Source organism: Marinobacter sp. 1-3A (genome assembly GCF_016597775.1).
GTDB lineage: Bacteria > Pseudomonadota > Gammaproteobacteria > Pseudomonadales > Oleiphilaceae > Marinobacter > Marinobacter xiaoshiensis.
Genome location: NZ_VCGZ01000010.1, coordinates 150808 through 176900, shown reverse-complemented (window position 1 = coordinate 176900; position 26093 = coordinate 150808). Strand labels below are relative to the sequence as shown.

Below are 26093 nucleotides of genomic sequence, written 5' to 3'. Positions count from 1 at the left end.
GCTCTCGCTTTTGTGAAGCTGAGAACCCGCGCGCCTTCATCGTTGCCATGAGTGAATGCCCAGTTTTGTGATAAATGCAGTATGTTGCATTCACCGGTTGAACTCACCGTAGCCTTTTTTAGTATGTCTTTCTCCTGTTCAAGGCGCTTGCAGCGGGCTTCCAGCTCCTGGATACGGCGCTGCTCCGGGGTTAACGCCTTGCCCTTTGGGGTGACACCGTCACGCTCCTCGGTCAGTTGGTTAACCCAGCGCCGGATAGCGCTTTCACCAATTCCCAGAGACACGCTCGCCTGGGGAATCGTGTAACCTTGATCCAGCACCAAGCTGGCTGCTTCCTGTTTGAACTCAGGAGAAAAAGAACGTCGCTTTCTGGTCATCAGACACCTCGTTTATGGTGGCGATATTACCACCTACGTTGGTGTCCGGAATCATTGAACCACTACACTTGATTGGTGCGGCAGTACAGAACGAGTGCGCAAAGACGACGAGAGCGGAAAGGAGGTTGATGGAAATCCTCAATGAATTCCTGGTTAGAGACCAAGATCGAGCGATGTTCGACCTCCCACCAGCAGACAAGGGCTAGAACCAAATTGCTCCCGAGTAGATTTATTTAGTGGGCTACCGACGACCGATAGTATGAAGCTGTGGGGTATTATCGAAAGAGCAGGTCACTGATGTCACACAATTACATGGCGAGAACAGTGGCGCTGAACTAATCTGCTGATCTACATTGCTTTGAATCTCGTGCAGGCGCAGGGCGGGAGTGTAATCATGAAGCGGTCAGGCTTTTGCAATCGTCGAGGGCTCGATCAAATCACTGTCATATGGCTATTTTTCACAGGTGAGATGTCATCTCAAGGAGAAAACTATGTCATTCGATAAAGTATTAAAGTTTCTTGGAATTGCATGGTCTATCGTTGCACTGATAGCAACGGCAGCTTTCTTTTTTGGAGGTCAGTGGACAGCGTGGGAGACAATTCGAGATGCTCAACGGAAAAACAACGTGATTAATCCAGATATGTCACAGTACGTACGCCATGATGAGCTATCTACATATGTGAAACGAACCGAATTCAATGGTTATCTTCGTAATGGAGACGAGGTTTACTTGAAAAGTCAGAGTAAATATATTGTTAACTACGACCACCGAAATAAAGATGAGTTAGACTTAATTATGGGGGGTAAAAGCACTCCCTTTGTCTTGGAGAAAAAATGATCCTCGACATCTGCTCCAAACCATATAACCAAGCCATGCACCGGATGCCAAAACTTCCGCTTCGCTCCAGTTTTGTCACCGGTGATGGCGGCGTTAGAGAGCGAACCAGACCCTGTTCAGACAGTAACGAAGGCTCCCCACACTCATAGGAGGTGCCACATGAAAATGCCATCGGTGCTAGCGGCAGCCATACTCATGGGCGGCTGCGCTTCTACCTCCAACCTACCCTCTACTCTGGGGGAAAGCGCCAGCGCTTACGGCTATATACCACTGGACCCCTTGGCAGTCAGGACGGAACTTGATTCGGAAACGTGCAAGCAGCAGCCGGGTTCTACACCACCCAATCCTATCTCGATTCTCAAGGGCCTCCCTGATATTTCCGTTCGTTTCGCGGTTGCGAGCGTAACCGCTAACGGTGCGCTATCGTTCGGTCCCTCTAAAGTCACTGCCAAAGGAGAGACATACAAAGCGGTTCTCGACTACATTAACGTCGATGCTATACCGGTAGATTTCTACATCCGTAAGTTAGTACGTAGGGAGAATCAAGCTGTATGGGTGGGTCTTCTGACGCCCCTTGACCTGAACCAAGGCGACATTATCGTCACATTCGATGCACGGATTCCTGATCGTGACTCGGATATTGAGAGTCTGAGGACGGAATACATAGAAGAAAAGTACGATCTAGTAACAATACCTGTCTACGTTGGCCTAGGGCTTCGCATCACCGCTGATATCCGAGCCCTCAAAGGCGATGTAGCGTTAAGCAGCCTGGGCGCTATTGGAGCGGCGGCACAGGCCGAATCATTAACAGGGACGCTTACTCTCCAAACGCTTGGGGTCACCGGGCAGGCTGTTGCGACAGCACTGCCGTTGCCAAGCAAGTTGGATCAAACGACGATTGAGAATGGAATTCTTTCGTTGGGCAGCACGAGGTCGGCCATCTACAGCTCGGGAGACGCTAGCGAGAACGTAACGAAAACTCCTAGGGTAGTTGGTTTGTATAGTCCTGTCGGATCCAACCCCGCGTTAATAAATGCAATTTATTCTGAGTTGTCCCGGAAGCGTCCAACATGGATCCGGAGGTGCGAAGATTCATAGGCGAATCAATGAATGGGGTCTGCGCCTATTGATGGCTCACTGCTCTCTAACAAAGCAAATCAGTCTGACGGCTTTTCCGTTCCTTGTTTTGCAGTTTAACGCTATGCTACCGCAAAACAACCCACTACAAAGCCGCAGCTGTTTCCGGCGTTATGCGTTTATACGGGGGTAGAAAATGGAGGGTTCTACCCCGTTCCTAGCTGCCCAGCGATCTGAAAACAGTTCATTTATGGTGAACAGTATATTCAGTCTTTGTCTTAGATAGCTGGCCGTGTAAGTAAGTCTACGCAGTCCAACAATAGAGGTAACATTAGATGGTTGAATTTATCTCAGCAGCGGTATTGTCAGGTGTCATTTACGACATCTGTAAAACCCAGGCCTGGGTGACTGGCAGCGCGATCAAAAAGCGTTTGAAAGCTTGGATAGTTGACGACGTAACCGCGGAAAAAATTGCTGATGAAGTAAACCGGCTTGGCGTGAATCAAGACCAAAGTGAAGCAGTAATAGAGCGGCAAATTAGTCACTCGGAAAAACTGACCCAGTTACTAAAGGAGGTAAAACCATCCAACTCTACGACGATCAATCAGTATCACTCAGGTAGCGGCGATAATGTGGGAAGAGACAAAGTAGGTAAAGATGTCTAAGGGAGATGATGACAAAAACCCCGAGGGCTTTAACGATCTTACGCAGAAGCATTTTGGCACGGGTGATAACATTGCCCGCGACAAAATTGTTAACGCAACTGTTTCAGCTGACAGTGTAAAAGGCTCTGTTCAAGAAATTATAGCCCTATTACGCTGTCGACAGGAGGAGACAGCTCACTCTGCATTAAAAGTCTGGGAAAGCTCAGTTGGCTTAAGTCGAGAGGCCACTCAGCTTATATCCCTTACACGAATCTTTATCGACTTAGCGCGTGGTGATGATCTTGAAACGGCGCTCGCTAAGCTCAACAAAATACGTGGCAGTTGTAAAGGGGACTTCGAGAAGGACTTAGCACAATCAATTTGGATACGAATATTCGCAGCAAGAAAGTCTGAGCGATTAGCCAGTTTTCAGTGCCCCTCGAATGGAGAGATGCAGCTGACGCGAGAGGCCTATTTCGAGCTTGCTGCAAGCAAGAAATTCTTGATCTCCGAGAAAGAAAATTCGGGAGTAGATTTCCAAGAACCTGAGCTTATCGGGCTGATAAGAGGGCTGCTTCGAGTACGCGAAACTGAAGCCGCGCTAGATTTATCAAATTCATTAGCTGATTTATTCCCGAGTATAAATAGTCGGATCGTTCATGAGGCATGTAAAGTTCAAAGCTTTTTTGAACGAGATGCCAGCTTCCATTACTGGACTATGAATGAAGCTGATCGTGAAGAGTTCGAACATCTTTGCAATAATTCGCTTAAACTGATTGACGAAACTGACGGGAAAGATAAGCGTCCGCTTATTTGGGCAAGTAATTTTCTCAATTTTTCGAACGGAGAAAGGAAAGAACTTCTTCAAGTATGTCTCGATCACATAAAAGTAATTGAAAATTACCACCCTGAAATAGCTCAGTTAATTCGTGCAAACCAATCCTCAGAGTATAATGAAAAAGATGGCCTTGCCTTCCTTATTGAAAAATGCAGAAATAATAAACAGTTTCGAAACAAAAAAGTTCTGGAAATATTACAAAGTGATTATATAAGTGTTGAAGAATCCTCCGTTCTCTTAAGTGTTGCGGATAGAAAACAGGTTCGGGATTGGGTTGAGAAAGGTGGTGAAGTATCCGAAGAAAATTCCTGTATCAGAGATTTTGTACTTATCGAGCTTAGAACTCATATATGTGAAAAAGCTATCCAAGATAGAGCAAACCTGAGAAAGCTGGTCCAGGGCTTCATTTCAACCCATGAAGATTCAATTGCGCTTATCAATCCATTTCGAATCTGCGCTCTTTGTCACAATTTGATAAGGTTGGATCTAAGTTCGCTCGCGTCGAAAATATTGTCCAAGTTCATACCAGAAGGGAATCTTTGGTTATCGCCACTCATACAGTTGTATCTGGAAGCATTATTGAATGGACGTCAGTTAGAGACTCTTCATGAAACACTTCAGAAGATACCGAAAAAGCACTGGACCGAGCATACATGGCAACTATGTGCAAAACAGCATGAGTTTCTTGATGAGATCGCAGACGCTTTTTTAGCAATCGAAAACGCCCTTGAAATTAACCCATTATCAGCAAGTTTATGGGGGAATTTGGTATATCTTCACCGAAGAAGTGGCTCATCCGATGTTCAGATTGCACAGGCCCTTGCCGAGATACCAGACGATGTTTTCCATGATTTATCTGAGCCCGCGCTTCAGCTTGTAGCTGAGTGCTTCCGATGCAACCGAACCGCACAAGCTGAGTCCATTGTTGTAGATTGGTTTCTGCGTGACCCTGATGGTTCAGCTACGTTTATAACGAATCTTCAATTTTCAGTTCTTGAATTTCTTTCAGAGGAAGTTCAACTAAGTGAGTCTGTTGGAAAATGTCTCGGAGCAGCTCACTACACTTCTGACGGCCAGAATGAGGTCAAACTGATCGTTGAAGCGCCAGAATTACAGCACACGGCTTTTATCGACTCTACTAGCCCCCTCGGAAAGTCGTTGCTTGGCTCGAGTTCGGGGGATGCCTTTACTATTGGCATGAGCGAAATCTGCGTCAGAGAAATTCTGCCACCCTACGTAGCAGTGTTTCGCTTATCAGTGAAAATCCGCAGTGCTCTGAATGATGGAAGCGATTCATTTCAGACCATACAGGTTCCGACCGAACCACAGGAGTTAATTGAAACCCTTAAGAGGAAGATGTCGTATCTCAGCGCTAACGATGACCCTTTGCTCGAGAGAGAGGACATCCCATTGTTCATGAGGGGTTTTAGGTACGACGCATCTAATCCGCTCAGAGCGGTGATTGTAATCTACTCTTCCGCGAGGTATCCGAAGCCTGGTCTTCCAAATTTTGGAAGCGAGGTTGTTGATCGCGTTGTCTTGGACATCTGGTCCATAAGTTATATTTTTTTCGCCGGACTCCATGCTCAGCTTAGCCTATTGCCGATCGAAATAGTTATTACCCGTGAAACAAAAATAATTATTGAGCGATGGCTGAAAGACATTAATCGTCCAGATTACCTTTCGTTGGGAGTTTCAGAGGAGGGGGATTTGGTTCGAACTACTGCTGAGGATATCGCTACTTCAACAGATAGCTTTCAACAGTGGCTATTTAAAGTTTTAGATGATAGCACCGTTGAGCCTCCACGTTGGTCCAATTTGCCTGAAGAGATTGCTGTATGTGAAGAAGTTGTCGATTCATCGGTTCAGTCAAGTTTAGTTCTTGCTTACTCTAATAATTTGCCTTTGTTTTCAGTGGATCCTTTATTTTCCCAGCTTTTGATTCAAAAGGGAGGCTACGCGATCAATGCTTTCCAATTATCTCAAAGCTTAAGCCAGCAACTTGATGTCGGATTTGCTACATCGGGCCTCTATTCGCATTTGGAGGCTGGCCTTCCACTGCCTATTACCGAGAACGGTCTCATTAAACTTGCATTGAGTGAAGAAACTGAACATGAACAACTTTTGGTGCGAATGCTCGACAAATACCGCAGTCAGCTAATTGAAATGAACGAGGGGCGTCAGTTTATCGTTAAAGTCGCCACTGCAAACCTTCTCAGGGCAATTCGTGTTGGCGAAATACAAAGAACTGATGGGAGGCTATCCCAAAGATTTGAAAGCGGCACCCAGGCCATTTTCTACTCATGTTGCCTTGCTTCGTCACGAAGGCGCGAGAGCCTTGAAGCTGGCTGCTCTGTAGAGCAGTGTTTAGCAATGTTTCTCGCAGAGCTCTTTGTCTCTTTTAAAGATATGCCCAAAGTTATAGAGGTAATTAGACGGGAAGCAAGCCGATTTGCTAGAGGGCATTTTATGAGCGTTCCAGCAATCAATGATCAACTAAAGGAGATTGGTTCCAACAATGAGTGATTAGTTTAGATCTTAATATACTCATTTTAAATTTTGTCAAAAATTCTGAGAATTCCCGAGAAAAATTTTTCAAATTTTTCTCGTCTTTTGGTTCCAAAAAGATATGATGAGGGCCCGCTTCGCGGGAGAGGCAAGGTGTAATCATTGATGTCTTACTCTTTGCTTCTTTCTTTTTAAGTGCCTGAACTAAAACACAAATTTAGTTTATCATATGAAATGATAATAGTAAATTTATATATATTAACGATAGAGTAATTATAAAATAAGAGTTAGTCGATGTCATAAATAAAACTAAAATCATTGAAGGAGTTACGGCTGTACAATTTGTTACACAGAATTTTTTCGACCGATGATTTAAGCATGGATTCCTCAAAGCTGAGCATTTCGGATGTCGATGTGACGTTATCCGCGGGAAGAAAAGGTAATCATTGCAACGGTAGTTTTATTGACAGAAATTGTTTTTGGCTCTATCTTCATTGAGCGTCTCAATTAGACTTGTTTTGGTAACTTTTCATGCATAACCAAGCGGTCAAAAAGTTCAGCTAATACAGGTGGTTAGAGGGAGTTAAAGGGCCGAGCGTATCGAGGGTTCGAATCCCTCTCTCTCCGCCAATACTGAACCCCAGCAGAAGTGCTGGGGTTTTTTATTGTACGTGTCAAAGCCGCTTTCTGGCTTCCGCAATCACTGTATGCATTCTGCTCTGCAAGGACTGCTCGCGCCGAACGACAAGGTACAAGGTCTCACTGACGGGTTTCGTCAATTGATGGCTTTTGATGGTCTGCGGCCGATTGAAGGCCTCAACTGCGTGAGCCGGCAATACGGTAAATCCCAATCCCATGCTAACCGGTTCCAGGATCAAGCCAATCTGGTTTGAGAAGCCATTCCTTTTAAACAGATTGCTGTGCTGAAACTGTGGAAAGTTGGCGCTAAGCAGCATGTTGGCATGATGGGCACCATCAGGGTGATCGATAAAGCCTAACTGTGTTAACGCGTCCCAACTTGGCTCAGAGACATTCGCAGGTGTCACCAGAAGCAAGGGCTCATGTGCAATCGCTTGGCAGCTCACTTTCTCGAGGGTTGGGGCGCTGGTCATGAATCCAATATCGGATTTGTAGTCTGCGATCGCATTTTCAACATCCGTGTTTGGTGCGAATCGGTAGTCAATCACCAGTTCGGGGTGCTTGCTCTGCAACTCAAGAAGGTGCGGGTAAAGCTTAAGACCTATGCTTCCTGGCGACGTCAGCCTAACCAGCCCCTTGTATGGAGGATCCTCCGCTATTCGTTGATCAAGACTCGATAGCGCCTGAATGAGAGTGCGCCCTTCAGCGTAAAGGCGTTCGCCTGCATCCGTGAGTGAAAACTGCTTACCTTCCCTTAGAAGTAGCGCTACTCCTGTTTGATCTTCCAGTTTCCGTACATGCTGGCTAACGCCGGATTGAGTCATATGGAGGCGCTCAGCTGTACGAGTGAAGTGCCCTGTTTCAACCAGCGTGCAGAAACTGCGTAGCCATGTCGTGTTAATCATTACAAAGCGTACTCATTGTTATGACGAATGATAATTTTACGTAATCACTCTGCATTTGTAACCTGAAGCGAGGTTTAAACAGGAGAGCAGAGCATGAGTAACGTATATCCAAGAAACTTTTCACACATTGGGCTTTCAGTCCCCAACCTGGAAGAAGCGGTTAAATTCTATACCGAGGTGATGGGTTGGTATCTGATCATGGAACCGACTGAAATCGTCGAGGATGAAAGTGCCATTGGTGAAATGTGTACAGAAGTATTCGGGAAAGGTTGGGGGAGTTTTCGAATTGCTCATATGTCGACCGGTGACAGGATTGGGGTAGAGGTGTTCCAGTTCAGAAATCAGACTAACCCGGAAGATAACTTTGAATATTGGAAAACCGGCATTTTTCATTTCTGTGTGCAGGATCCGAATCTTGAAGAGTTAGCTGATCGGATTGTTGCGGCGGGTGGCAAGAAGAGAATGGAAAAGCCGCGGTACTACTACCCAGGCGAAAAGCCTTACCGCATGATCTATATGGAAGACCCGTTTGGTAACATTGTGGAGATTTATAGCCACAGCTACGAGCTGATATACAGCGAGGGTGCATACTGAGGCCGGCCCCGATGCTAGCATCGCCTCCAGACCAGCAACCGGTTGTTGGCAGGCATTTCGAAGTCGGATTCCAGAACCAGCCCGATCGCATCGCCGGTTCGTTTGAGGTCATCCATATCCCGAATACCCATTTCCGGGTTTCGCTGCTTCAGATGAGTATCAAACTGCCGGTTGCTGGGGCTTGTGAATTGGCCTCCGTAGTTGAAAGGCCCGTACAGGCAGAAGGCTTCGCCCGCATCGAGAATGGCAGCCACGCCCCGGAACATTGCTTCAACCTCAGGCCAGGACATGATGTGTGCTGTGTTGGCAGAGAAAACACCATTGATTGGCGGGAGTCGCCAGTCAGGCGCGCTGACATCCAGAGGCAAGGGGGTGTTGATGTTTGGCAGGTTCGCATCTTCCAGCCAAGGCATACACAGCTGAGCGTTATTTGGGTGGTCGCTGGGCTGCCACTGAAGGTGCGGAAGGTGCTGGGCAAAATGAACCGCATGCTGCCCGGTACCTGTGCCAATTTCCAATAGAATTCCAGGCTCATTGAACACAGTGGCAATCTTTTCGAGAATAACTTGTTTGTTGTTCTCGCAGGCTTGGGAGTACGGCTTTCCGTCAGTCATTGGAGGCTCTGATTGGTTGTTGGAGGTTCGAGCGTAGACAGATGTTTATATCAGGCCAGCGCCCTTCAGGACAAATACTCCCAAGGTTACGGTGACGCTTGCCATCAGTGTGGTTATTGCAATGATGTTCGCCGCCAATCGGTCGTTGCCGCCAAGCGCCTTGGCCATCACAAAGCTTGCAGCTGCTGTCGGACTCGCGAAGAACAAGAACAGTAGGCCAAGCTCGGGCCCCGAGAAACCCACCGCCCAGGCAGCGCCAGTGCACAGTGTTGGCAAGAAAACCATTTTCATCAGGGATGAACTAAATGCCGTTGAGCTGTCATTGCGCAGGGCGCTGAAGGACACGGTTGCGCCGATGCATAACAAGGCCAGTGGAAGGGTGAGCGATGCAAAGTAGTCGCCACTGGTAAGAATCCATTCTGGCAATTGCAGATCAAGCCAGGCCACAGGGATGGCGGCGAATACTGAAAGTATCAGCGGATTGCGCAGGATATCCTGAAAAATACGGTGCCATTGGGCGGATTGCCCGGGCTGATAGGCAGTGAGTACGATCACAGAAAGCGCATTGTAGGAAAGAATGACTACAGCCAATAAAATGCTACCCGCCGAAAGACCAAAGTCTCCGTAGAGGTTCGCTGCCAGTGCGAGCCCGACAATACCGCAGTTGCCCCGGAAGGCGCCCTGAACATACACACCGCGATCTTCGTGGGCAACGCGCCAGCGCGCCCATAGCCAGGCCAGGGCGAAGCTGGCGAGGGTGGCAAAAAGATAGAAAGTTAGCAGGCGCAGATTCAGTGAGGTGCTGAGATCAGCTTTTATGATGCTCAGAAACACCAGTGTTGGCAGTGTGGCCTTGAATACCAGTGCAGAAGCTGTGTGAACGAACGTATCGTCAATCCAGCCAACCCTTCGTAATCCAAGCCCGATAAACACCATGGCAAAAACCGGGAGGGTGGTTTCCAGTGTTTGTTGGAAGAGTGTGATCAAATCCATGTAAGGTGGCCGAAAAGCTGAAGAGTTGAGTGTGTATGATAGATCTGACGGAACGGTAATGAAATCACTTGCCGAAGCCCGTAAAGGGTGGGCTATAGTATGGTGCAACCGATAACATCAAAAAGGCCCAGCATGAACGCCGTTAATCCTACGCCGGAACAGCTGAAGAAGGTTCTGGCTGATACGCCCAAAGACCAGCCAGTGGTAATGCTGAACCTGCTACGGTTTCGCGACAAAGCAAGTTATGTCGATGAATCCGGTGAGCGAAGCGGTCGAGAGGCATACCAGCTTTATATGCAGGAAGCGGCTGCGTGCGTGAGCGCTGTGGGTGCCGAAGTTATCTGGTCTGGTCGTAGTGTTGGTTCTCTTATTGCACCGCCTGATGAATCCTGGGATCAAGTGCTGCTCGTGCGTTATCCGTCAATTGACGCATTTATGGCAATGATTCAAAGCTCTGAATACAAGGGTGTGGTTAAACATCGCACCGCTGCTTTGAGTGATTCGAGACTGGTTGCCAATCTGGAAGGTCAGCGCTGAGGCAATACTTCAGCCCGCGAGCCCTGAATCCAGTATGCCAGTCTGTCGTATCAGCATGTATGCCGCTGTGCCTGCAGCGATAGAAAGTAGGGCATTGCGGCGCCAGAGATGAATAATCACCACAAGCATTCCCGCCAGAATGGCATCAAGCCCGGGCACTGTGGCTGACCAATCCCCTGAACGCTGCAAAAACACAGTCGCCAGCAAAGCCATAACTGCCGCCGGTAAGTATCGCCCCAGGTGCTTGATGAGTGGATGCTCGGTATGACGTTCAAAAAACAGAAACGGTATGATTCTGGTTGCGAAGGTTGCGATTGCAGCAACAGCCACAAATGCCGCCAGATACACTGTATCAGACATGACTGTGGCCCTCCGCGATGGATTTGGTGCGCAGGTGCCGGTACTGCAGCAGTAGCACAGCAGTCACTATGGCTATAGCGCCAATTAGCTGATGCGCCGGTGGTAGCAGGATCATGGCAACACCGGCAGCTGCTGCGCCAGCCCACACCGGAAACGCATCCCCCAAGGCTTTGAACTGTTCAATTGTGAGTACGATAAATAGCGCCACAAGTGCAAACTCGATTCCTGTGCTGTCGAACGCCACGTTACGACCCAGAAGCGCCCCCAGAGTGCAGCCAATCACCCAGTAAACCTGATTGAAGGCCGTTATACGGAAATCCACGTCCAGCTCATGAAGTCTATCCTGAGTGCGCGCCCGGCTGGTGAGAAGTGAGTAGGTTTCATCGGTAAGGCCAAAAATAAGATAGAGCTTGCGCCAGCCGGCCCCTCGGAACTGCCCGAGCAGAGACAGGCCATAGAAAAGATGGCGGGCGTTGAGTACAAACATAGCGATGAATACTTCCAGCAAGCCGGCGCTCGCCGCTAACAGGCTGACCGCGAGAATCTGGCCGGCCCCAGCGTAGATTACTACGCCCATGAGCGGTGCTGCCCACCATGCATAGTCGAGCTGAGTTGTGAACAGCACCCCGAAAGCCATGCCCAATGGGAGGTAGCCGAACAGGATTGGTAGTGTGAGGCGAAAAACCAGAGAGTTCATTAGCATCCAAACATTCTGAAAGTGAAGGATGATAGAGAATCGATCCGAATTTTGAAAGTGGGTATAGTGGCCCGTACAGGAGATACTATGAATCATGAAACCGGGCACCAGTCACAATCCGATCCTCGCGAGGAAAAGTTCATTGTAGACAAGGAGTTGTTGGCCGAGGATCAGTTGCTTGGCTTGGCAGAAGAGTACTGTACTCGCTACCATGGTCTAAATGATAACGAAAACCCCTTGGCAGAACTGAGCGGCGTGCAGGCGGCAATCAAGAGGGGAGATCTGGTGGTTTGGTTTGATCCGGTAGAGAACACTGCCGGGCTTGGCGTACCGGAATGAGTGCTCAACCTCGAAGAGTATTTCGGTTTGCACCTACCCGGGGGCGACCGTAACCGGTACAATCGCGCAGTTCTTTGAAGCGGTTTGCGAGGTGAAATTTGATCAGGGTATTGGTTGTAGATGACCATGAGCTGGTTCGTTCCGGGATAACCCGGATGCTCGCGGACAATCCCGATATTGATGTTATTGGTCAATCTCCATCCGGAGAAGACGCCATAGAATTCGTGCGTAAAGAACGCCCGGATATCGTATTGATGGACATCCGGATGCCTGGCATTGGCGGCCTGGAAGCTACCAGGCGCATCCTGCGAATCGATGACTCTATTCGTGTGATCGTGGTAACCGCCTGTGCCGACGACCCTTATCCAGCTCGCGTAATGCAAAGCGGAGCCTCCGCTTACATCACCAAAGGTGCGGATATCCGGGAAATGGTTCGTGCCATTCGTATGGCCCACTCGGGCCAGCGCTATATCAGCCCCGAAATAGCTCAGAAAATGGCCCTCAAACAGCTGGGTGGCGACAAGGAAGAGGAAGGCGAGCTATCCATGTTTGATCGCCTGTCTGAGCGCGAGATGCAGATAGCCATGATGGTAGTGGACTGCCAGAAAGTGCAGGACATTTCAGACAAACTCTGCCTTAGCCCGAAAACTGTTAACAGCTATCGTTACCGGATTTTCGAAAAGCTGGAGATCTCCAGCGACGTTGAGTTGGCCCTGATGGCAGTACGGCTCGGGTTGCTCGATGCCCACAAGGTCTGATTCCACCGGTGAAAGCAGCGAGGGGTTTGACAGCAAGCACTTCCTGAAACAGCTAACCGAGCGACCTGGCGTCTACCGAATGTACGACGACGGTGGCTCGGTGCTGTATGTGGGTAAGGCCGGAAATCTGAAGAAGCGGGTCAGCAGCTATTTTCGGAAGACTGGCCTGGCGCCCAAAACGGAAGCCCTGGTCGCAAAGATTGCCTCCATTGAAGTCACTATTACCGGAAGTGAGACAGAAGCTCTACTGTTAGAGCAGAACCTGATCAAGTCTCTGCGCCCGCCATACAACATCCTGCTTCGGGATGATAAATCCTACCCCTACATTTACGTGTCTGCCCACAGTGATTATCCCTCGCTGACCTTTCGGCGTGGGCGCACCAAAAAGGGTGGAGGCACCTGGTATGGGCCGTTTCCGAGCTCGGGTGCCGTCAAGGAAAGTCTTAATGTATTGCAGAAGGTCTTCCGGATAAGATCCTGTAGTGAAAGCTATTTTCAGAACAGATCGCGCCCCTGTCTGCAGTATCAGATCAATCGATGTACGGCGCCGTGCGTTGGATATATTTCGCCAGAGGACTACCTCCAGGATATCCGCCACGCCACCATGTTTCTCGAAGGCAAGAACCCCGCCATTATTCGTGACCTGATGGATGCCATGGAAAAGGCTGCCAAAAACCTCGAGTTTGAAAAGGCCGCTGCCTACCGTGACCAGATCAATCATCTGCGTCATGTACAGGAACAGCAGTCGGTGGATGGCGAAGGCGGGGATGCGGATGTGGTTGCCATTGCGCAGGATGCCGGTGTTGTGTGTATCGTGGTCATTATTGTGCGTGGTGGCAGGGTTTTGGGAACCAAGGATTACTTTCCCCGCTATTCTCTTGAGCAATCAGAAGGCGAGTTGTTAAGTGCGTTTCTGGGCCAGTACTACTTCGGTGGCAACACGCGCCGCGAGATTCCAAAAGATGTGCTGGTTCCGGTTGATGTTGACGGCCAGGAGTTGCTCGCTCAGGCGCTTTCTGATGCAGCCAATCGGGAAACCCGCATTCGTGGTAATGTTCGCGGGGAGCGGCGGCGCTGGCTGGAGTTGGCGATGACCAATGCCCGGCAAACACTGCTTACCCATATCGCCAGCAAGGAAACCGTTTATCGTCGTTTGCTGGCCCTGCGAGACATGCTGGAGCTGGCGGAAACGCCTTCGCGGATGGAGTGTTTTGATATTAGCCACAGCCACGGCGAAAACACCGTCGCATCCTGTGTTGTTTTCGATGAGAATGGTCCCCTTAAAAGTGATTACCGACTGTATAATATCGAGGGCGTGAAGGCAGGAGACGATTACGATGCCATGCGCCAGGTTCTGACTCGACGGTACCGCCGAATGGTTGCAGGTGAGGGCAAGCGCCCGGACCTTGTGTTTATTGATGGCGGTAAGGGGCAATTGAATATTGCCCGGGAAGTATTTGATGAACTTGGGGTTTCTGATATTCCCCTTATTGGCGTGGCCAAGGGTGTTACCCGGCGCGCAGGTATGGAGCAGTTGATCGATGCGATGACCGGTGACGTGTTTCGTGTGCCTGCTGATTCACCGGCTTTGCATTTGATTCAGCACATCCGGGATGAATCTCACCGCTTCGCCATCAGCGGACACAGGGCAGGACGCGATAAAAAGCGCCGCCAGTCTACACTTGAAGGTATTGAAGGGATTGGTCCCAAAAGGCGCCGGGAGCTGATTCGTTATTTTGGTGGAATACAGGAACTTCGCAAAGCCAGTGTAGACGAGATGACCAAGGTTCAGGGCATCAGTAAATCACTGGCTGAAAACATATACGCAGCATTGCATGACGAGTAACAACCGTATGAACTTACCAAACCTGCTCACACTCTCCCGCATCATTATGATTCCGGTCTTTGTGGCGGTGTTCTATCTCCCCATGCACTGGAGTTATATGGCAAGTGCGGCGATTTTTGGGCTGGCGGCGGCAACGGACTGGCTGGATGGCTATCTGGCTCGCAAGCTTGACCAGAGCACACCGTTCGGGGCTTTTCTCGACCCGGTTGCTGATAAATTGATGGTGGCTGTGGCTCTGGCGATGTTGATTCAGGAATACTCGGCAATTCTACTGACCATTCCAGCCACTGTAATTATCTGCCGTGAAATCGTGATTTCCGCATTGCGGGAATGGATGGCTGAAATCGGCAGCCGGGCAAGTGTTGCCGTGTCTTACATCGGTAAGATTAAAACCACCGCGCAGATGGCGTCGATTGTGGGCTTGCTGGCGTTTCCCCCCGGCCAACTTCTATCCGAAATTGCCGTGGGGTTATTGTATATTGCCGCCATTTTAACGCTCTGGTCTATGGGGTTGTATATCAAAGCGGCCTGGCCAGACCTGTTCCCCGAGAAGGGTTAGCTCGGAGTCGCTTCACAGCTTGTTGCCCAGGCAATAAGCTCATCTGCAAGTTGTTCTCCTGCGTTGCCAAAGGCCAGTACTACCGCATCAATGCTCGTGTCCTCCGCGGGTGTAGACACGGTGAAGCTCCTTGAGCACAGAATCCCCTGTGAACGGTTATTAACCAGCTGCCCGTAAACCGATACGGTTACCCGAGTACTGTCTCCCTGATTGATCGCATGAAAGGCGTTAATTTCTGTAGAAAGGCTCAAGTCAGCACTGCCTGGGGCAGGATCCATGACCACATGCTGAAAGCTTGCGCTGGCTCTGAAAGCGCCTGCCAACATGTCCCTTACCAGAACCGGTACCGTATCTCGCCACCGCACTCCGCCATACACTCTGAACTCCCACGGCTGAGGTTTTGCCAGAATCCGTGAGCTGTTGTACGGGTCAGATGCTACCGGCATATCAATCCTCAGGCTTTTGGATCTGCTGATGGCGTTGCTGTCGGGTTTAAGAGGGGTTGGGAAATCCATCACTCTGGGCGCTTCAGGTACCGGGAATACCGTGCAAGCGGCCATTGAGCCAGAAATTACAAACGCGACACCCGCAGCCTTTAAACCCTTGATCGCTAAACGGCTCACTGTGATACCTCCTTGATCGTTGGGGCGCCCAAGAGAGTGCCTCTGGGGTCTTCTTCCAAACGACGGGTAAATTGGTTCAGGTTTCTAAGGGTGCCACGAAGTTCTCTCAGTGCCGGTGCTAATTCGCCCATTCCCTGGAGCCCTGAATCCAGAGCACCTTCGTTTTTCCGGGTTAGGTCGTCGATACGAACAACCGCTTCCTGAACACGGGTCATGGCTGAACCCATGCTGCTTAATACCGATTTTGTCTCGTTTTGCAGCAGGGCGTTGGCGTTATCCGAAACCTTGGATACTTTTGATGCAGCTTCAGCGGCACGTTGACTGGCATCATCCATACGTTCGAGAAGGGCCGTCAACTGTTCACGGCTGTCCAGTAAGGATTCACTCGCTTCGCGGGTGTTGCGGAAAATCGCTGTCAGGTTCTCGGTGTTTTCCTTTGAGAGCAAGGTGTTCGCGCTGGTCAGCAGTTGCTCTGCCTTTGTCAAAAGGACCTCGCCATTGGTCAGTAGGCTTTTAAACGCTGAAGGTTCGGCAGTAATCTGCGCCGGATCAGTTCGGGTGCCCGTCAACACTGGGCTATCCTTGGTGCCACCGCTGAACTGAACGCTCATGCTGCCTGCAATATTAGCCAGCACCAAGCCCGCACGGGTGTTTTTCCGTACGGGAACAGTCTGTTCAACCCGCACCAGAACTCGCACGTGGCCGGGGTTGTCCGGGTCGAGTTTCAGTTCCAGTACATCGCCCACAGCAACGCCACTGTAAAGAACCGGGTTGCCTTTGGCGAGACCGCCCACGGCCTGGTCAAACACGATTTCGTAATAGGACCATTCGCGGTCTGCAGAGGACTTGACCAGCCACAATGCGAACAATAAGGCCGCCAGCACCGCAGTGAGCGTAAAAAGCCCAATAATAAGATGGTGTGCTTTTGGTTCCATAGCCTCTTACTCCGGTAACCGTCTCGTATCTTGAGCGCGGAATGCGTAACTGGCGGCCCGCCCGCGGGGGCCCTGAAAATAATCCTGAATCCATGCATCGTCTGTTGCAGCGACGTTTTCGATGGAGTCTGCAACCAGAACCTTCTTTTGTGACAGCACTGCCACCCGATCGCAGGTTGTATACAAAGTATCCAGATCGTGGGTGACCAAAAACACAGTCAGCCCCAGAGCATCCCGAAGGGTAACGATCAGCTTGTCAAATGCTGCAGCGCCAATAGGGTCGAGCCCGGCGGTTGGTTCATCCAGAAACAGAACTTCCGGGTCCATTGCCAGCGCCCGCGCCAAGGCAGCGCGTTTGACCATGCCGCCCGAGAGTTCTGACGGGTATTTTAGGGCGGAGTCTGCTGGCAAGCCCGTAAGAGCAAGTTTCATGTGGGCAAGCTCTTCCGCATCCGGGCGGGACAAGTCGCAGTGCTCAATTAATGGCAGTGAAATATTCTGAAGCAGATTCAATGAGGTGAACAGCGCGCCTCTTTGAAACAGAACGCCAAAGCGCTGCTCGGTTTGCGAGCGTTCTGCAGCGCTCAGTTCATCGAGATCTTTCCCGAAAACCCTTATACGGCCGGCTGAAGGTTTGAGGAGGCCCACTATGCTTCTCAGGAGCACCGACTTGCCCGTTCCTGAACCGCCTACAACACCCAGGATTTCACCTTTGACGAGATCCAGATCCAGGTTTTTGTGGACTACATGACTACCAAAGCGGTTATCAAGCCCGCGCACTTCAATAACGGACGCTGGGCGAGTGTTGGCTGCGTGAATGGTCTGCTCTGCCATGGTTTACCAGCCCATTTCCATGAAGAAAAGTGCAGCCACCGCATCAAGAAGAATAACCATAAAAATCGACTGCACTACAGCAGACGTGGTGTGCACGCCAACGGACTGAGCGCTGCCGCCCACTTTGAATCCTTCAAGGCAGCCGATGGCCGCGATCAAAAAGGCAAAAATGGGCGCTTTCGACATACCTACAAGAAAGTGCTTTAGCGCAATGTCCCGCTCTACAATCGCCATGAATTGAGTTGGAGTAATGTCCAGAGCAAGAGCGCAGACCATGCCACCGCCAACAAGACCGGAGATAATGCCCACGAAGGTCAGAATCGGCAGGCTGACCATCATCGCCAGAACTCGCGGAATGACGAGCAATTCAACCGGGTCCAGCCCCAGAGTGCGGATGGCATCCAGCTCCTCGTTTACTTTCATGGCACCGATTTGTGCAGTGAAGGCGCTGGCCGTTCGGCCTGCAAGCAAAATGGCCGCAAGCAACACACCAAACTCCCGAAAAAATGAGAAGGCCACCAAATTGACCGTATAGATTGTCGCGCCAAAGTCCTTCAAAACCGTGGCACCTAAAAAGGCAACCACGGCGCCAACCAGAAAGGTGAGCAGGGCAACGATAGGTAGCGCGTTGAGGCCGGTAGCCTGAATTGCTGCGACAAACGGCGTGATACGCCAGCGTTTGGGTCGTGGCAGGATATACACCAGCATTGCGATAATCTGGCCGACAAACCCGGACAACAAGTAGGCAAGATGCCAAACGGCAGCAACTCTCTTGCCGGTTTCGGTCAGAAACTCAGCAACTGGCGTAAGACCCTCAGGCTCAGGGGATGGCTCTTCTCGCATTGCATCTGCCACTGCTTGCAGCAGTGCGCTTTGTTCCTGAGGCAGGGTTGTCGGGGTGTTACCATCCTGTTCAGTCAGCGAAATGAGGGTGTCCGGCCCAAGCAGGGTGGTCAGAAGCGATGCGCCGGCCGTATCAACTTTCCCCAGACCTTTCAGGTCTATGCGCTCAGCGGCCCACTGTTGGTCGGAATTCGCCTCAACACGCTTTTTGAGTGCTTTATAGTTGGCCAGAGTCCAGTCGCCCTGAATAACCAAGTTGCCATGTTCACTCGTCAGAGATCCTGGCTGACGGTGATTCAATGAGAGTTTTTCGTGTTCCGGGGAGCTGGCACTGATGGGCACGGGTGTCAGAATTCCAAAGGTTGGTTTATTAGCTTACTAGCTTAGAGTCTGTGAACGCTATCTGCCAGTAACTGGCGGTCTTCCTTATCATGGCTGGCGAGCACAATGAGTGTACCCCGAGCTTTCTCATCTAGCAGCAATTGTCGAAGAAGATCCCGTGCTTCGCTGTCCAGGCCCGTAAGTGGCTCATCAAGAAGCAGTATTGGCTTTTTGCGCAGCAGCGCCCGTAATAAGGCAACACGCTGTCGCTGGCCGCCAGAAAGGTCTCCGGGTAAACGCTTGCCAAAGCCTTCAAGACCAACGCTGTCCAGTCCCTGCTCGATAGCCTGCTGGTTCTCAGGTGTGAGTTTTAGCCCGGGGTGGATGCCAAGGCCGATATTCGTCTCAACATTGAGGTGTTCAAACAGGTTGTGCTCCTGGAACACGCTGGTGAATGGTCGTTGCCAGGGTGCCTGTTGGCGCAGGCTTTCATCCTGCCAAAGGATGTCGCCCGATTGTGGCTCAAGAAAACCTGCCAGCAGGTTCATCAGTGTGGATTTGCCCGATCCGCTGGCGCCGTGAATCGCAATGCATTGCCCTGGCTCCACGGTGAAATGAAAATTCCAGGGAGATTCCTGGTCCGGGTATGAAAATACCAGATTCCTTACTTCAAGCATGTTCAGGCTCCGGAACACTTCTGGGTGATTTGGTTACCAAACCGGTTTGGTGTAACGGCGATCCCAGCCTGTTAAAAACGCTAAACAGCACGAGCAAAAGTAGCACAAGCCAGAGCCCGGTGGCGGCCGCGGCATCCATTCGGTAACTGCCAAGCTGCTGATACAGCAGCACTGGCAGGGTAGGATGGCCCGGTGTGCCGAACAGCGCAATAACCCCGAAATCACCCAGCGATAAGCCTGTGCCGTAGGCCATGGCTAAAGCCAATGGCTTGCGCATTCTTGGCCAGTGCAGCCATCGCCAGCGATACCAGCCCAGCACGCCAAGCTGATCTGCTTGCTGGCGGCTGGCGGAGTCGAGGCTCCCCAGTGGGCCTTTGAGCATCTGCAATACAAAGGGCAGAGCCATCATCGCGTTGATTAGCGTAACCAGCACCAACCCTTCACTTGAACTGCCAAGGCTGGGTCGGAACAGCAGAAACAGGCCTGTGCCGAGAACCAGCGGTGGAATCATCAAAGGCAAATACGCTGCCACATCGGTTAGCTGAGTGATTGCAGGTCTCTTCGATACCGATCCCGAAGCCAGCATTAGTAGAGCAGCGCATACAGACATCAACCCGGCGGGCAGGGCGATTGCCAGGCTTCTCACTGTGGCGTCAAGTAAAGCTGGATTGACCGAGAAGCTGCCTTGCGGAAAGAAAGCGCTGCCCATACCGGGAAGGCCTCTAATTAAAATGGCCAACAGCGGCATTACCAGAAAGAGCACAAACAATCCGAGGACGGTGCCATCTGCCAAGCGCGCATGGAGGGAACTGCCTGCTTTGGTTCGGTGCGACGCAACGCGCCTGTCCGGCAGTAGAGAAGCCGTAAGCCCGCGGCGGGCTGCCAGCCACCAAAGGAACCCGCAAATAATAAGCTGAACCATGGCAAGAAGAGCAGCTTGGCCGGAATCGAATTCGAATCGCAAAGACTGGTAGATCGCAACTTCAATGGTGGTTGCCGCTGGCCCGCCGCCCAAGGTCATCACTATGGCAAAGCTGGTAAAGCACAGTGTGAATACCAGTGCCGCAACGCCAGACAAGACAGGCTTGATGGCAGGCCACTCCACCGCTCGCCAATACCACCAGCGCCCAAGCCCGAGCTGGGCGGCAACCCTGAGTTGCGATGGGGGTGCACCTTCAATTGCCTGCAACAGAATCCGTGCGGCCAGCGGCGCGTTGAAAAACACATGGGCCAACACAATGCCGTTGATGCCGTAGAGGTTCCATGATGCGCCAAGCCAGTCATGGGCAAAGCCGGTGAACCAACCTTGGCGCCCGTACACACCAACCAATCCAGATACCGCAACAATTGAAGGGAGCACCAAACTAAGCTCCATGAGGCGAAGAAGCACGGCGCGCCCGGGAAAAGCCGTTTGTCTTGCGAGGATTCTGGCAATCGGAATAGCCACAAGCAGGCTGAGTAAAACCGAAAGAAACGCCTGCCAAATCGTAAAGGTAACCACGGTGCGCAAATAGCGGCTTTGCCAGAGTTGGCTGATATCCGGTAGTGAAGCCTCCCAGATAAGGGCTGCCAGCCCCGCCACCGAAAGCAGCACCAGCGCACTGGCGATCGTAAGCCCGGGCCAGAGCTGCCACCCGGGGCGGCTGAAAGGTGCAGGCCGCCCGGGTGTCGAGTGCGAAGGTAACGCGTGTTGCTGGCGCTTAGCGAGGCTGCTCATGGGCCTTGATTACCGTGTCATGGCATCCAGCCACTCGTTCATCCATTGGCGGCGGTTATCGGTTACGGTTTTGGGGTCAAAATACAGTGCTTCTTCTGGCTGAATCAGCTTGTCGAAAACGGATGGCAATTCATCGCCCAAATCGGTAGCCGGGTACATCACGTTTTTAAGGGGAATGTGCCTTTGAAAACCCGCGCTCAGCATAAAGTCGAGAAATTCACGCCCGAGTTTTTTCTGATCGGATGAATCAACCAAGGCAGCCACTTCAACTTGCAGATAGTGACCCTCTTCGAACTGAGCGGCCTGGTATCGATCTGTTTTATCTACGGCCATGTGGTAAGCCGGGGAGGTGCTGTAGGAAAGGATCATCGGCGCTTCGCCATTCATGAACAGCGAAAAATAGCCGTCGCTCCAGCTTTTGGTTGTGGTGAGAATCTTGCCGTTGAGTTGTGCCCATTTTTCAGCCGCCTGGTCGCCGTATACATGGCGCATCCAGAGCAGCAATCCAAGGCCGGGGGTGCTGGTTCTTGGGTCCTGGATGATGATCTTCAGGTCGTCAGGGGCAGCGATCAGTGCTTCCAGACTTTTTGGTGGGTTAGGCAGCTGTTCGGTATCGTAAACGAACGCAAAGTAGCCCCAGTCGTAAGGTACAAACACCGGATCCTCCCAGTTGATAGGCAGGTTCAGGGCTGAAAGATCGGTTTCGTGGTTTGCCAGCAAGCCGGTTTGCCGGGTTGTTTCCATGGTGGCGGTGTCCAGGCCCAGCACCACATCGGCCTGAGTGCTTTTGCCCTCAAGGCGCAGGCGTTGGAGAATGTCACCACCGCTGTCCAGCACCACATAGTTGATCTGGCAGTTGCAGGTTTGCTCAAAGGCTTCTTTAACGGCTGGCCCCGGGCCCCATTCTGCGGCGAAAGAGGGGTGGGTATACACAGTAAGGATGGCTGCCTTTTGGGCGTGTGCAGGCGCAAACGCCAAAGCAAGCAGAAACAGTGCAAACGCTCGGATGAGCATGGTGGTATAACCTCCGCAACAAGTTAAGGGTGGCGATAATTGGCAGCCATGTCGCGGGTCCCACCGAGGGTGGTGAGTGCTCAATCCCTTCGCCGGCATAATCCGGATCAGGTTCCGCGGGTATGGTCTCAGCCCGGCATTTGCCCGGCACCCCGTTGAGTTGAATAAAGTGTACCATGCTGGCGGTTGGCAATGGTAAGAGGCAAGGAGAACGCAGGTGCCAAAGTTTTTACATACAGCAGATTGGCAAATGGGCCGAACCTACAGCCGGTTTGACGCCGAAGATGGCGCTGCATTGGTTGAGGCACGATATGAAGCCATCGAGCGGCTGGCGGCGCTGGCCACTGAACATCAGTGCGATGTGGTGTTGGTGGCGGGCGATGTGTTCGATGCCCAAACGGTATCTGATCGAACCATCAGGCGCGTTTTTAATGCCACCAGTGGTTTTACGGGCCCTTGGGTAATGCTGCCAGGCAACCACGATGCGGCACTTGCAGAGAGTGTATGGTCTCGGGCAAAGCGGTTGGGAGCCGTTCCACAGAACGTTTACCTTGCGCTTGAATCCGGAGTTACATCTTTGCTGGACCAGGGTATCGCTGTGCTGTCGGCGCCTCTTACCCAGCGACACACCTATGGCGACCTGACCCAGCCTTTTGCCGAAATGGAAACCGCACCTGATTTGCTCCGCATAGGTTTGGCCCACGGCAGCGTTCAAGGCTTGCTGCCGGACGAAATTGATTCAACCAACCCCATCGCCCCCGACAGAACCACCACAGCTAATTTGGATTACCTGGCCTTGGGCGACTGGCACGGCGTTAAGCAAATAAACGAGCGAACCTGGTACAGCGGCACGCCTGAACCTGAGCGTTTTCGCAATAACGATGCCGGGTATGTGCTGATTGTTGATATTGAAAGTCCGGGGGCGACACCTCAAGTGACCCGCCATGAAACCGCCCGCTATCAATGGCACCAGTGGCGGGAGACTCTATCTGTGCCATCCGATCTGGACGAACTGCTGATTCGCATAGGCCAATTGCCCGAGGCTTCGGTTCTGGACTTGAAGCTTAGCGGCACACTCACGCTGGCCGGTGACCAAAAGCTGACCGAAGCACTGTCTGTCGCAGAAGCCCGCTACCGCAGTGTTACCTGTGATCGAAGCGGCTTGCAGTTGGAGCCCACAGAAGAAGATATTGCCGATCTGCACGCAGATGGGTATCTCGGAGAAGTGGTTCAAGAGTTAAGGGAGAACCAGCAGGCGACTGAAAAGGGTGAGGAGGCTGCCGTAGTACGGGACGCGCTCGGCATTCTTGCCGGCCTGCTCAAACCAAAAGACGCGGAGGTGGCCCAATGAAACTCCAGCGTTTACGTGTTGAGCAGTTTCGCCAATTCAGGCAAGGCCTGGAGCTGGAAAGCCTGCAGCCCGGCATTAACCTGATTCACGGCCCTAATGAATCCGGTAAGAGTACCCTGGTTCGCGCCATCCGTGCCGCTTTCTTCGAGCGTTACAGATCCAAATCCGCTGAAGATCTTGCCCCTTGGGGAGATTCATCCGCTGCCCCGACCGTTGAGCTGGTATTCGAGCACAAAGGCCAGCGCTGGCAGTTGGACAAGCGTTTCCTCAAACGCCATCGCTGTGACTTGAAGGTTGATGATGCAGTGTTCAGCGGTGAAGAAGCCGAAGAAAAGCTTGCCGAGTTACTGGGCTATCAGTTCCCCAAAAAAGGCGCCAGTAAAGAGGAGCACTGGGGAATCCCCGGTTTGCTTTGGGTTGAACAGGGAACCGGGCAAAACATTGAGAACGCCGTACTGCACGCCGGTGGACACCTGAAATCCGCATTGAATAGACTGGTAGGTGAAGTCGCCACCACCGGTGGTGACGAGATTATTCAGGCCGTGGAACAGCAGCGCAAAGAACTGCTGACATCAACCGGGAGGCCAAGAGGCGACTATCTGGAGCTCGCGAATACTCGGGAGACACTGCAGCAGCAGGTATCGGACCTGAAATCACGGGTTGAGCAATACCAGGCTCAAGTGGATAGATTGGGAACTCTGGCCGCTGAACATGAACAAGCCAGTCGCGAACGGCCTTGGGAAGAGGCTCGGCGCGAGATGCAGCTCGCAGAAACAAAATACCGTGAAGTTGAGGCGCTGCAGGAGCAACAAGCTCGGGGAATCGAGTCGCAAAAGCAGATTCAACAAAACCTCTCCCTGCTTCAGCAAAGCCAGATTCACTGGCGTAACCAAAATGAACAACTTGAGTTACGCCATCAGAACTACCTGAAGGCCAAGCAACAACTGGAAAAGGAAGAGCTCGCCAGCCCTGAGTTGGTTAAGCAGGTTGAGGCTGCACGCAGCCAGTACCAGCTTGCCAATCAAACCGTGCAGCAGGCCCATCTTAGAGATAAACGGGAGCGCCTGGAGAATGACTGCGCCAGACTGAAAGCGGATCTGGCGCAACTGAAACAACGCCAGGAAGAGGCCAAAGGCATTCAGGTTTCGCTGGACTCAGCACGAAATACCAGAAAGATAAACCTAATAGATATCGGCGCATTACGAGAACTAAAGAAGAATCAACGTGAACTTGACGATGCGAATATTCGAATCCAGACCGTAGCCACCCGTGTTACCTGGAACCTGAAGCCAGGCACATCACTGGATCTGGATGGGCAGAGCGTTGAGGGGCAGGGTGAGAAGCTTCTGCTGGAGCAAGGCGTGCTGGCGATCCCAGGTATCGGTGACCTTGGCATTCAGCCCGGTGGCGCCGATCTTGCCAGCCTCCGACGACAGCTCGAGCGGTTGGCGCAATCTGTGACGCAGCAGCTCACAGAGCTGGCAGTTGAGTCTGTTGAGGCGGCGGAATTGAAGCTGACGCGACTTCAAGATGCTGAAGCACAGATACAGCGCTTTGATGCCCTTCTGAGATCCTTGGCGCCCAAAGGCGTCGACCAGCTTGGCTCTGAGCGATCTGAGATTGAGTCCGAATTGCTCGCCCGAACCACTGAGCTTGAAGCCTTGCCAGAAGCTGCAGCGTCCGCTGGTGTCGCCAAGCCGCTCAGCCAAGCAGAGGCGGAGCTAAAACAAGCGGAAGTACGATTGACGGAAGCGGAGACCGGGCAGAGGAATCAGGAAGGCCTGCTGCATAAAGCCCGCTACGTTAGCGAAACGGCAATGCGGGAATGGCAACGCATGCAGGATGAGCTGAACAGCCCAGAGCGCCAATCACAGATAGAAGGCATAGCTCGCGATATTGCTACTGCCGAAAAGCAGAACGCAGAACTCGAAGCCTCCTTGAAAGACCGTGAAACCCTTATTCGAGAAGCTCGCCCAGAGCTTTTGAAGCAAGACATAGTGCGCTACCGCGCTACTGCTGAGCACCAGGAAGCTGCCCAACAGAAGCGGGCCCTGGAACTGAGTGAAATCCGTGCAAGACTGGAAGCCTGGGGTGCCGAGGGATTAGAGGAGAAATATAACGAGCTGCTTGCTGAGTTGGAGCACGTCAACCGCCGGTATGTGGAGCTTGATCGGCGAGCAAAGGCTCTGGATCTGCTACTGAATCTGTTAACTGAAAAGCGCCAGGCGCTCACACAGCGGTTGCAGGCCCCTTTGCAGAAACATCTCGATCATTACCTGACCGTGCTGTTTCCCGAAGCCAGCCTGGAAGTTGACGAAAACCTGATGCCCGGCAAATTCAGCCGGGGCAGCGAACTAGGGCAAATGGCCGAGCTGAGCTTTGGCGCCAGGGAGCAAATGGGCCTCATCAGCCGCCTGGCCTACGCAGACCTATTGCAGGAAGCAGGGCGACCCACGCTGATCATTCTGGATGACACCCTGGTACACAGCGACGCTGGGCGCCTGGACGGCATGAAGCGTATCCTGTTTGACGCAGCTACCCGCCATCAAATACTGCTATTTACCTGCCACCCGGAAAAATGGCGGGACCTGGGCGTAGAGCCGAGAGACCTTGAGGCACTAAAAACCCAAGGAGAATCTGGTTAAAAAATGCTC

Annotated in this window: 25 protein-coding genes and 1 riboswitch; of the genes, 12 read left to right on the top strand and 13 right to left on the bottom strand. The window is 51.8% G+C overall.

All coding sequences use genetic code 11. The features are described from left to right. Window positions 1-377, bottom strand: a 377-nt coding sequence (locus tag FE848_RS15620) for a transposase (RefSeq protein WP_227715389.1), incomplete at its 3' end; no start/stop codon positions are given. A 491-nt stretch (window positions 378-868) separates the two neighbouring features. Here FE848_RS15620 and FE848_RS15615 point away from each other — a divergent pair. The 4 genes from FE848_RS15615 (at window position 869) to FE848_RS15600 (ending at window position 6301) form a co-directional block, all read left to right on the top strand. Further along, window positions 869-1216 (top strand): hypothetical protein, encoded by a 348-nt coding sequence (locus tag FE848_RS15615; RefSeq protein ID WP_200204780.1) that lies wholly within the window; start codon window positions 869-871, stop codon window positions 1214-1216. Window positions 1217-1375: 159 nt separating this feature from the next. Next, window positions 1376-2314: a hypothetical protein gene (locus tag FE848_RS15610; protein WP_200204779.1), complete on the top strand. Its 939-nt coding sequence runs from the start codon at window positions 1376-1378 to the stop codon at window positions 2312-2314. Window positions 2315-2628: 314 nt separating this feature from the next. Beyond that, a complete protein-coding gene (locus FE848_RS15605) occupies window positions 2629-2958 on the top strand; it encodes a hypothetical protein (protein ID WP_200204778.1) in 330 nt (109 codons plus the stop codon). Beyond that, window positions 2951-6301 carry a PIN domain-containing protein gene (locus FE848_RS15600; RefSeq protein ID WP_200204777.1) on the top strand — a complete coding sequence of 1117 codons (3351 nt, stop codon included), beginning with the start codon at window positions 2951-2953 and terminating at the stop codon, window positions 6299-6301. Before FE848_RS15605 ends, FE848_RS15600 begins: the two co-directional genes overlap by 8 nt. Before the next feature lie 656 nt (window positions 6302-6957). Here the strand turns inward: FE848_RS15600 and FE848_RS15595 are convergent. Beyond that, window positions 6958-7827 carry a LysR family transcriptional regulator gene (locus FE848_RS15595; RefSeq protein WP_200204776.1) on the bottom strand — a complete coding sequence of 290 codons (870 nt, stop codon included), beginning with the start codon at window positions 7825-7827 and terminating at the stop codon, window positions 6958-6960. Between the two features lie 93 nt (window positions 7828-7920). Between FE848_RS15595 and FE848_RS15590 the strand changes: the two genes are divergently transcribed. Next, window positions 7921-8421: a lactoylglutathione lyase family protein gene (locus FE848_RS15590; RefSeq protein WP_200204775.1), complete on the top strand. Its 501-nt coding sequence runs from the start codon at window positions 7921-7923 to the stop codon at window positions 8419-8421. Between the two features lie 14 nt (window positions 8422-8435). On the opposite strand, the gene FE848_RS15585 is transcribed toward FE848_RS15590, so the two are convergent. Together FE848_RS15585 and FE848_RS15580 are read right to left on the bottom strand one after the other, a co-directional pair. Further along, window positions 8436-9035, bottom strand: coding sequence for a DUF938 domain-containing protein (locus FE848_RS15585; RefSeq protein ID WP_200204774.1), 600 nt, complete (start codon window positions 9033-9035; stop codon window positions 8436-8438). Window positions 9036-9080: 45 nt separating this feature from the next. Beyond that, a complete protein-coding gene (locus FE848_RS15580) occupies window positions 9081-10028 on the bottom strand; it encodes an AEC family transporter (protein WP_200204773.1) in 948 nt (315 codons plus the stop codon). A gap of 132 nt (window positions 10029-10160) precedes the next feature. Between FE848_RS15580 and FE848_RS15575 the strand changes: the two genes are divergently transcribed. Beyond that, window positions 10161-10565 (top strand): DUF1330 domain-containing protein, encoded by a 405-nt coding sequence (locus tag FE848_RS15575; RefSeq protein WP_200204772.1) that lies wholly within the window; start codon window positions 10161-10163, stop codon window positions 10563-10565. A 9-nt stretch (window positions 10566-10574) separates the two neighbouring features. Here the strand turns inward: FE848_RS15575 and FE848_RS15570 are convergent, their stop codons facing one another. Both FE848_RS15570 and FE848_RS15565 read right to left on the bottom strand, forming a co-directional pair. Beyond that, complete coding sequence (locus FE848_RS15570; protein ID WP_200204771.1) at window positions 10575-10925, bottom strand: branched-chain amino acid transporter permease; 351 nt, start codon at window positions 10923-10925, stop codon at window positions 10575-10577. Next, complete coding sequence (locus FE848_RS15565; RefSeq protein ID WP_200204770.1) at window positions 10918-11622, bottom strand: AzlC family ABC transporter permease; 705 nt, start codon at window positions 11620-11622, stop codon at window positions 10918-10920. Before FE848_RS15565 ends, FE848_RS15570 begins: the two co-directional genes overlap by 8 nt. An 87-nt stretch (window positions 11623-11709) precedes the next feature. On the opposite strand from FE848_RS15565, the gene FE848_RS15560 reads away from it, so the two are divergent. From FE848_RS15560 to pgsA, 4 genes are all read left to right on the top strand, one after another. Beyond that, window positions 11710-11961 (top strand): hypothetical protein, encoded by a 252-nt coding sequence (locus FE848_RS15560; protein WP_200204769.1) that lies wholly within the window; start codon window positions 11710-11712, stop codon window positions 11959-11961. Between the two features lie 98 nt (window positions 11962-12059). After that, the gene (gene uvrY, locus FE848_RS15555; RefSeq protein WP_200204768.1) at window positions 12060-12719 is read left to right on the top strand and encodes a UvrY/SirA/GacA family response regulator transcription factor; all 660 of its coding nucleotides are present in this window, start codon (window positions 12060-12062) and stop codon (window positions 12717-12719) included. After that, window positions 12703-14565, top strand: coding sequence for an excinuclease ABC subunit UvrC (gene uvrC / locus FE848_RS15550; RefSeq protein ID WP_200204767.1), 1863 nt, complete (start codon window positions 12703-12705; stop codon window positions 14563-14565). The genes uvrY and uvrC overlap by 17 nt, the downstream gene beginning before the upstream one ends. 7 nt (window positions 14566-14572) lie before the next feature. Continuing rightward, a complete protein-coding gene (gene pgsA, locus FE848_RS15545) occupies window positions 14573-15124 on the top strand; it encodes a CDP-diacylglycerol--glycerol-3-phosphate 3-phosphatidyltransferase (RefSeq protein ID WP_200204790.1) in 552 nt (183 codons plus the stop codon). Here the strand turns inward: pgsA and FE848_RS15540 are convergent. The 7 genes from FE848_RS15540 to thiB are packed head-to-tail and all read right to left on the bottom strand — an operon-like array spanning window position 15121 to window position 22088. Continuing rightward, window positions 15121-15747 (bottom strand): ABC-type transport auxiliary lipoprotein family protein, encoded by a 627-nt coding sequence (locus FE848_RS15540; RefSeq protein ID WP_200204766.1) that lies wholly within the window; start codon window positions 15745-15747, stop codon window positions 15121-15123. The genes pgsA and FE848_RS15540 overlap by 4 nt on opposite strands. After that, a complete protein-coding gene (locus FE848_RS15535) occupies window positions 15744-16682 on the bottom strand; it encodes an MlaD family protein (RefSeq protein WP_200204765.1) in 939 nt (312 codons plus the stop codon). The genes FE848_RS15540 and FE848_RS15535 overlap by 4 nt, the downstream gene beginning before the upstream one ends. A gap of 6 nt (window positions 16683-16688) precedes the next feature. Beyond that, complete coding sequence (locus FE848_RS15530) at window positions 16689-17516, bottom strand: ABC transporter ATP-binding protein (protein WP_200204764.1); 828 nt, start codon at window positions 17514-17516, stop codon at window positions 16689-16691. 3 nt (window positions 17517-17519) lie between these two features. Further along, window positions 17520-18701, bottom strand: a complete 1182-nt coding sequence (locus tag FE848_RS15525) for an MlaE family ABC transporter permease (protein WP_413785016.1) — start codon at window positions 18699-18701, stop codon at window positions 17520-17522. Between the two features lie 41 nt (window positions 18702-18742). Continuing rightward, the gene (locus FE848_RS15520) at window positions 18743-19357 is read right to left on the bottom strand and encodes an ATP-binding cassette domain-containing protein (RefSeq protein ID WP_200204763.1); all 615 of its coding nucleotides are present in this window, start codon (window positions 19355-19357) and stop codon (window positions 18743-18745) included. After that, a complete protein-coding gene (gene thiP / locus FE848_RS15515) occupies window positions 19350-21074 on the bottom strand; it encodes a thiamine/thiamine pyrophosphate ABC transporter permease (protein ID WP_200204762.1) in 1725 nt (574 codons plus the stop codon). Before thiP ends, FE848_RS15520 begins: the two co-directional genes overlap by 8 nt. A 9-nt stretch (window positions 21075-21083) precedes the next feature. Continuing rightward, window positions 21084-22088 carry a thiamine ABC transporter substrate binding subunit gene (thiB, locus tag FE848_RS15510; RefSeq protein ID WP_200204761.1) on the bottom strand — a complete coding sequence of 335 codons (1005 nt, stop codon included), beginning with the start codon at window positions 22086-22088 and terminating at the stop codon, window positions 21084-21086. Between the two features lie 67 nt (window positions 22089-22155). Further along, window positions 22156-22253, bottom strand: a riboswitch (TPP riboswitch). 52 nt (window positions 22254-22305) lie between these two features. Here thiB and FE848_RS15505 point away from each other — a divergent pair. Both FE848_RS15505 and FE848_RS15500 read left to right on the top strand, forming a co-directional pair. Continuing rightward, window positions 22306-23439, top strand: coding sequence for a metallophosphoesterase family protein (locus FE848_RS15505; RefSeq protein WP_200204760.1), 1134 nt, complete (start codon window positions 22306-22308; stop codon window positions 23437-23439). Continuing rightward, window positions 23436-26084: an AAA family ATPase gene (locus FE848_RS15500; protein WP_200204759.1), complete on the top strand. Its 2649-nt coding sequence runs from the start codon at window positions 23436-23438 to the stop codon at window positions 26082-26084. Before FE848_RS15505 ends, FE848_RS15500 begins: the two co-directional genes overlap by 4 nt. The last annotated feature ends 9 nt before the right edge of the window (window positions 26085-26093 follow it).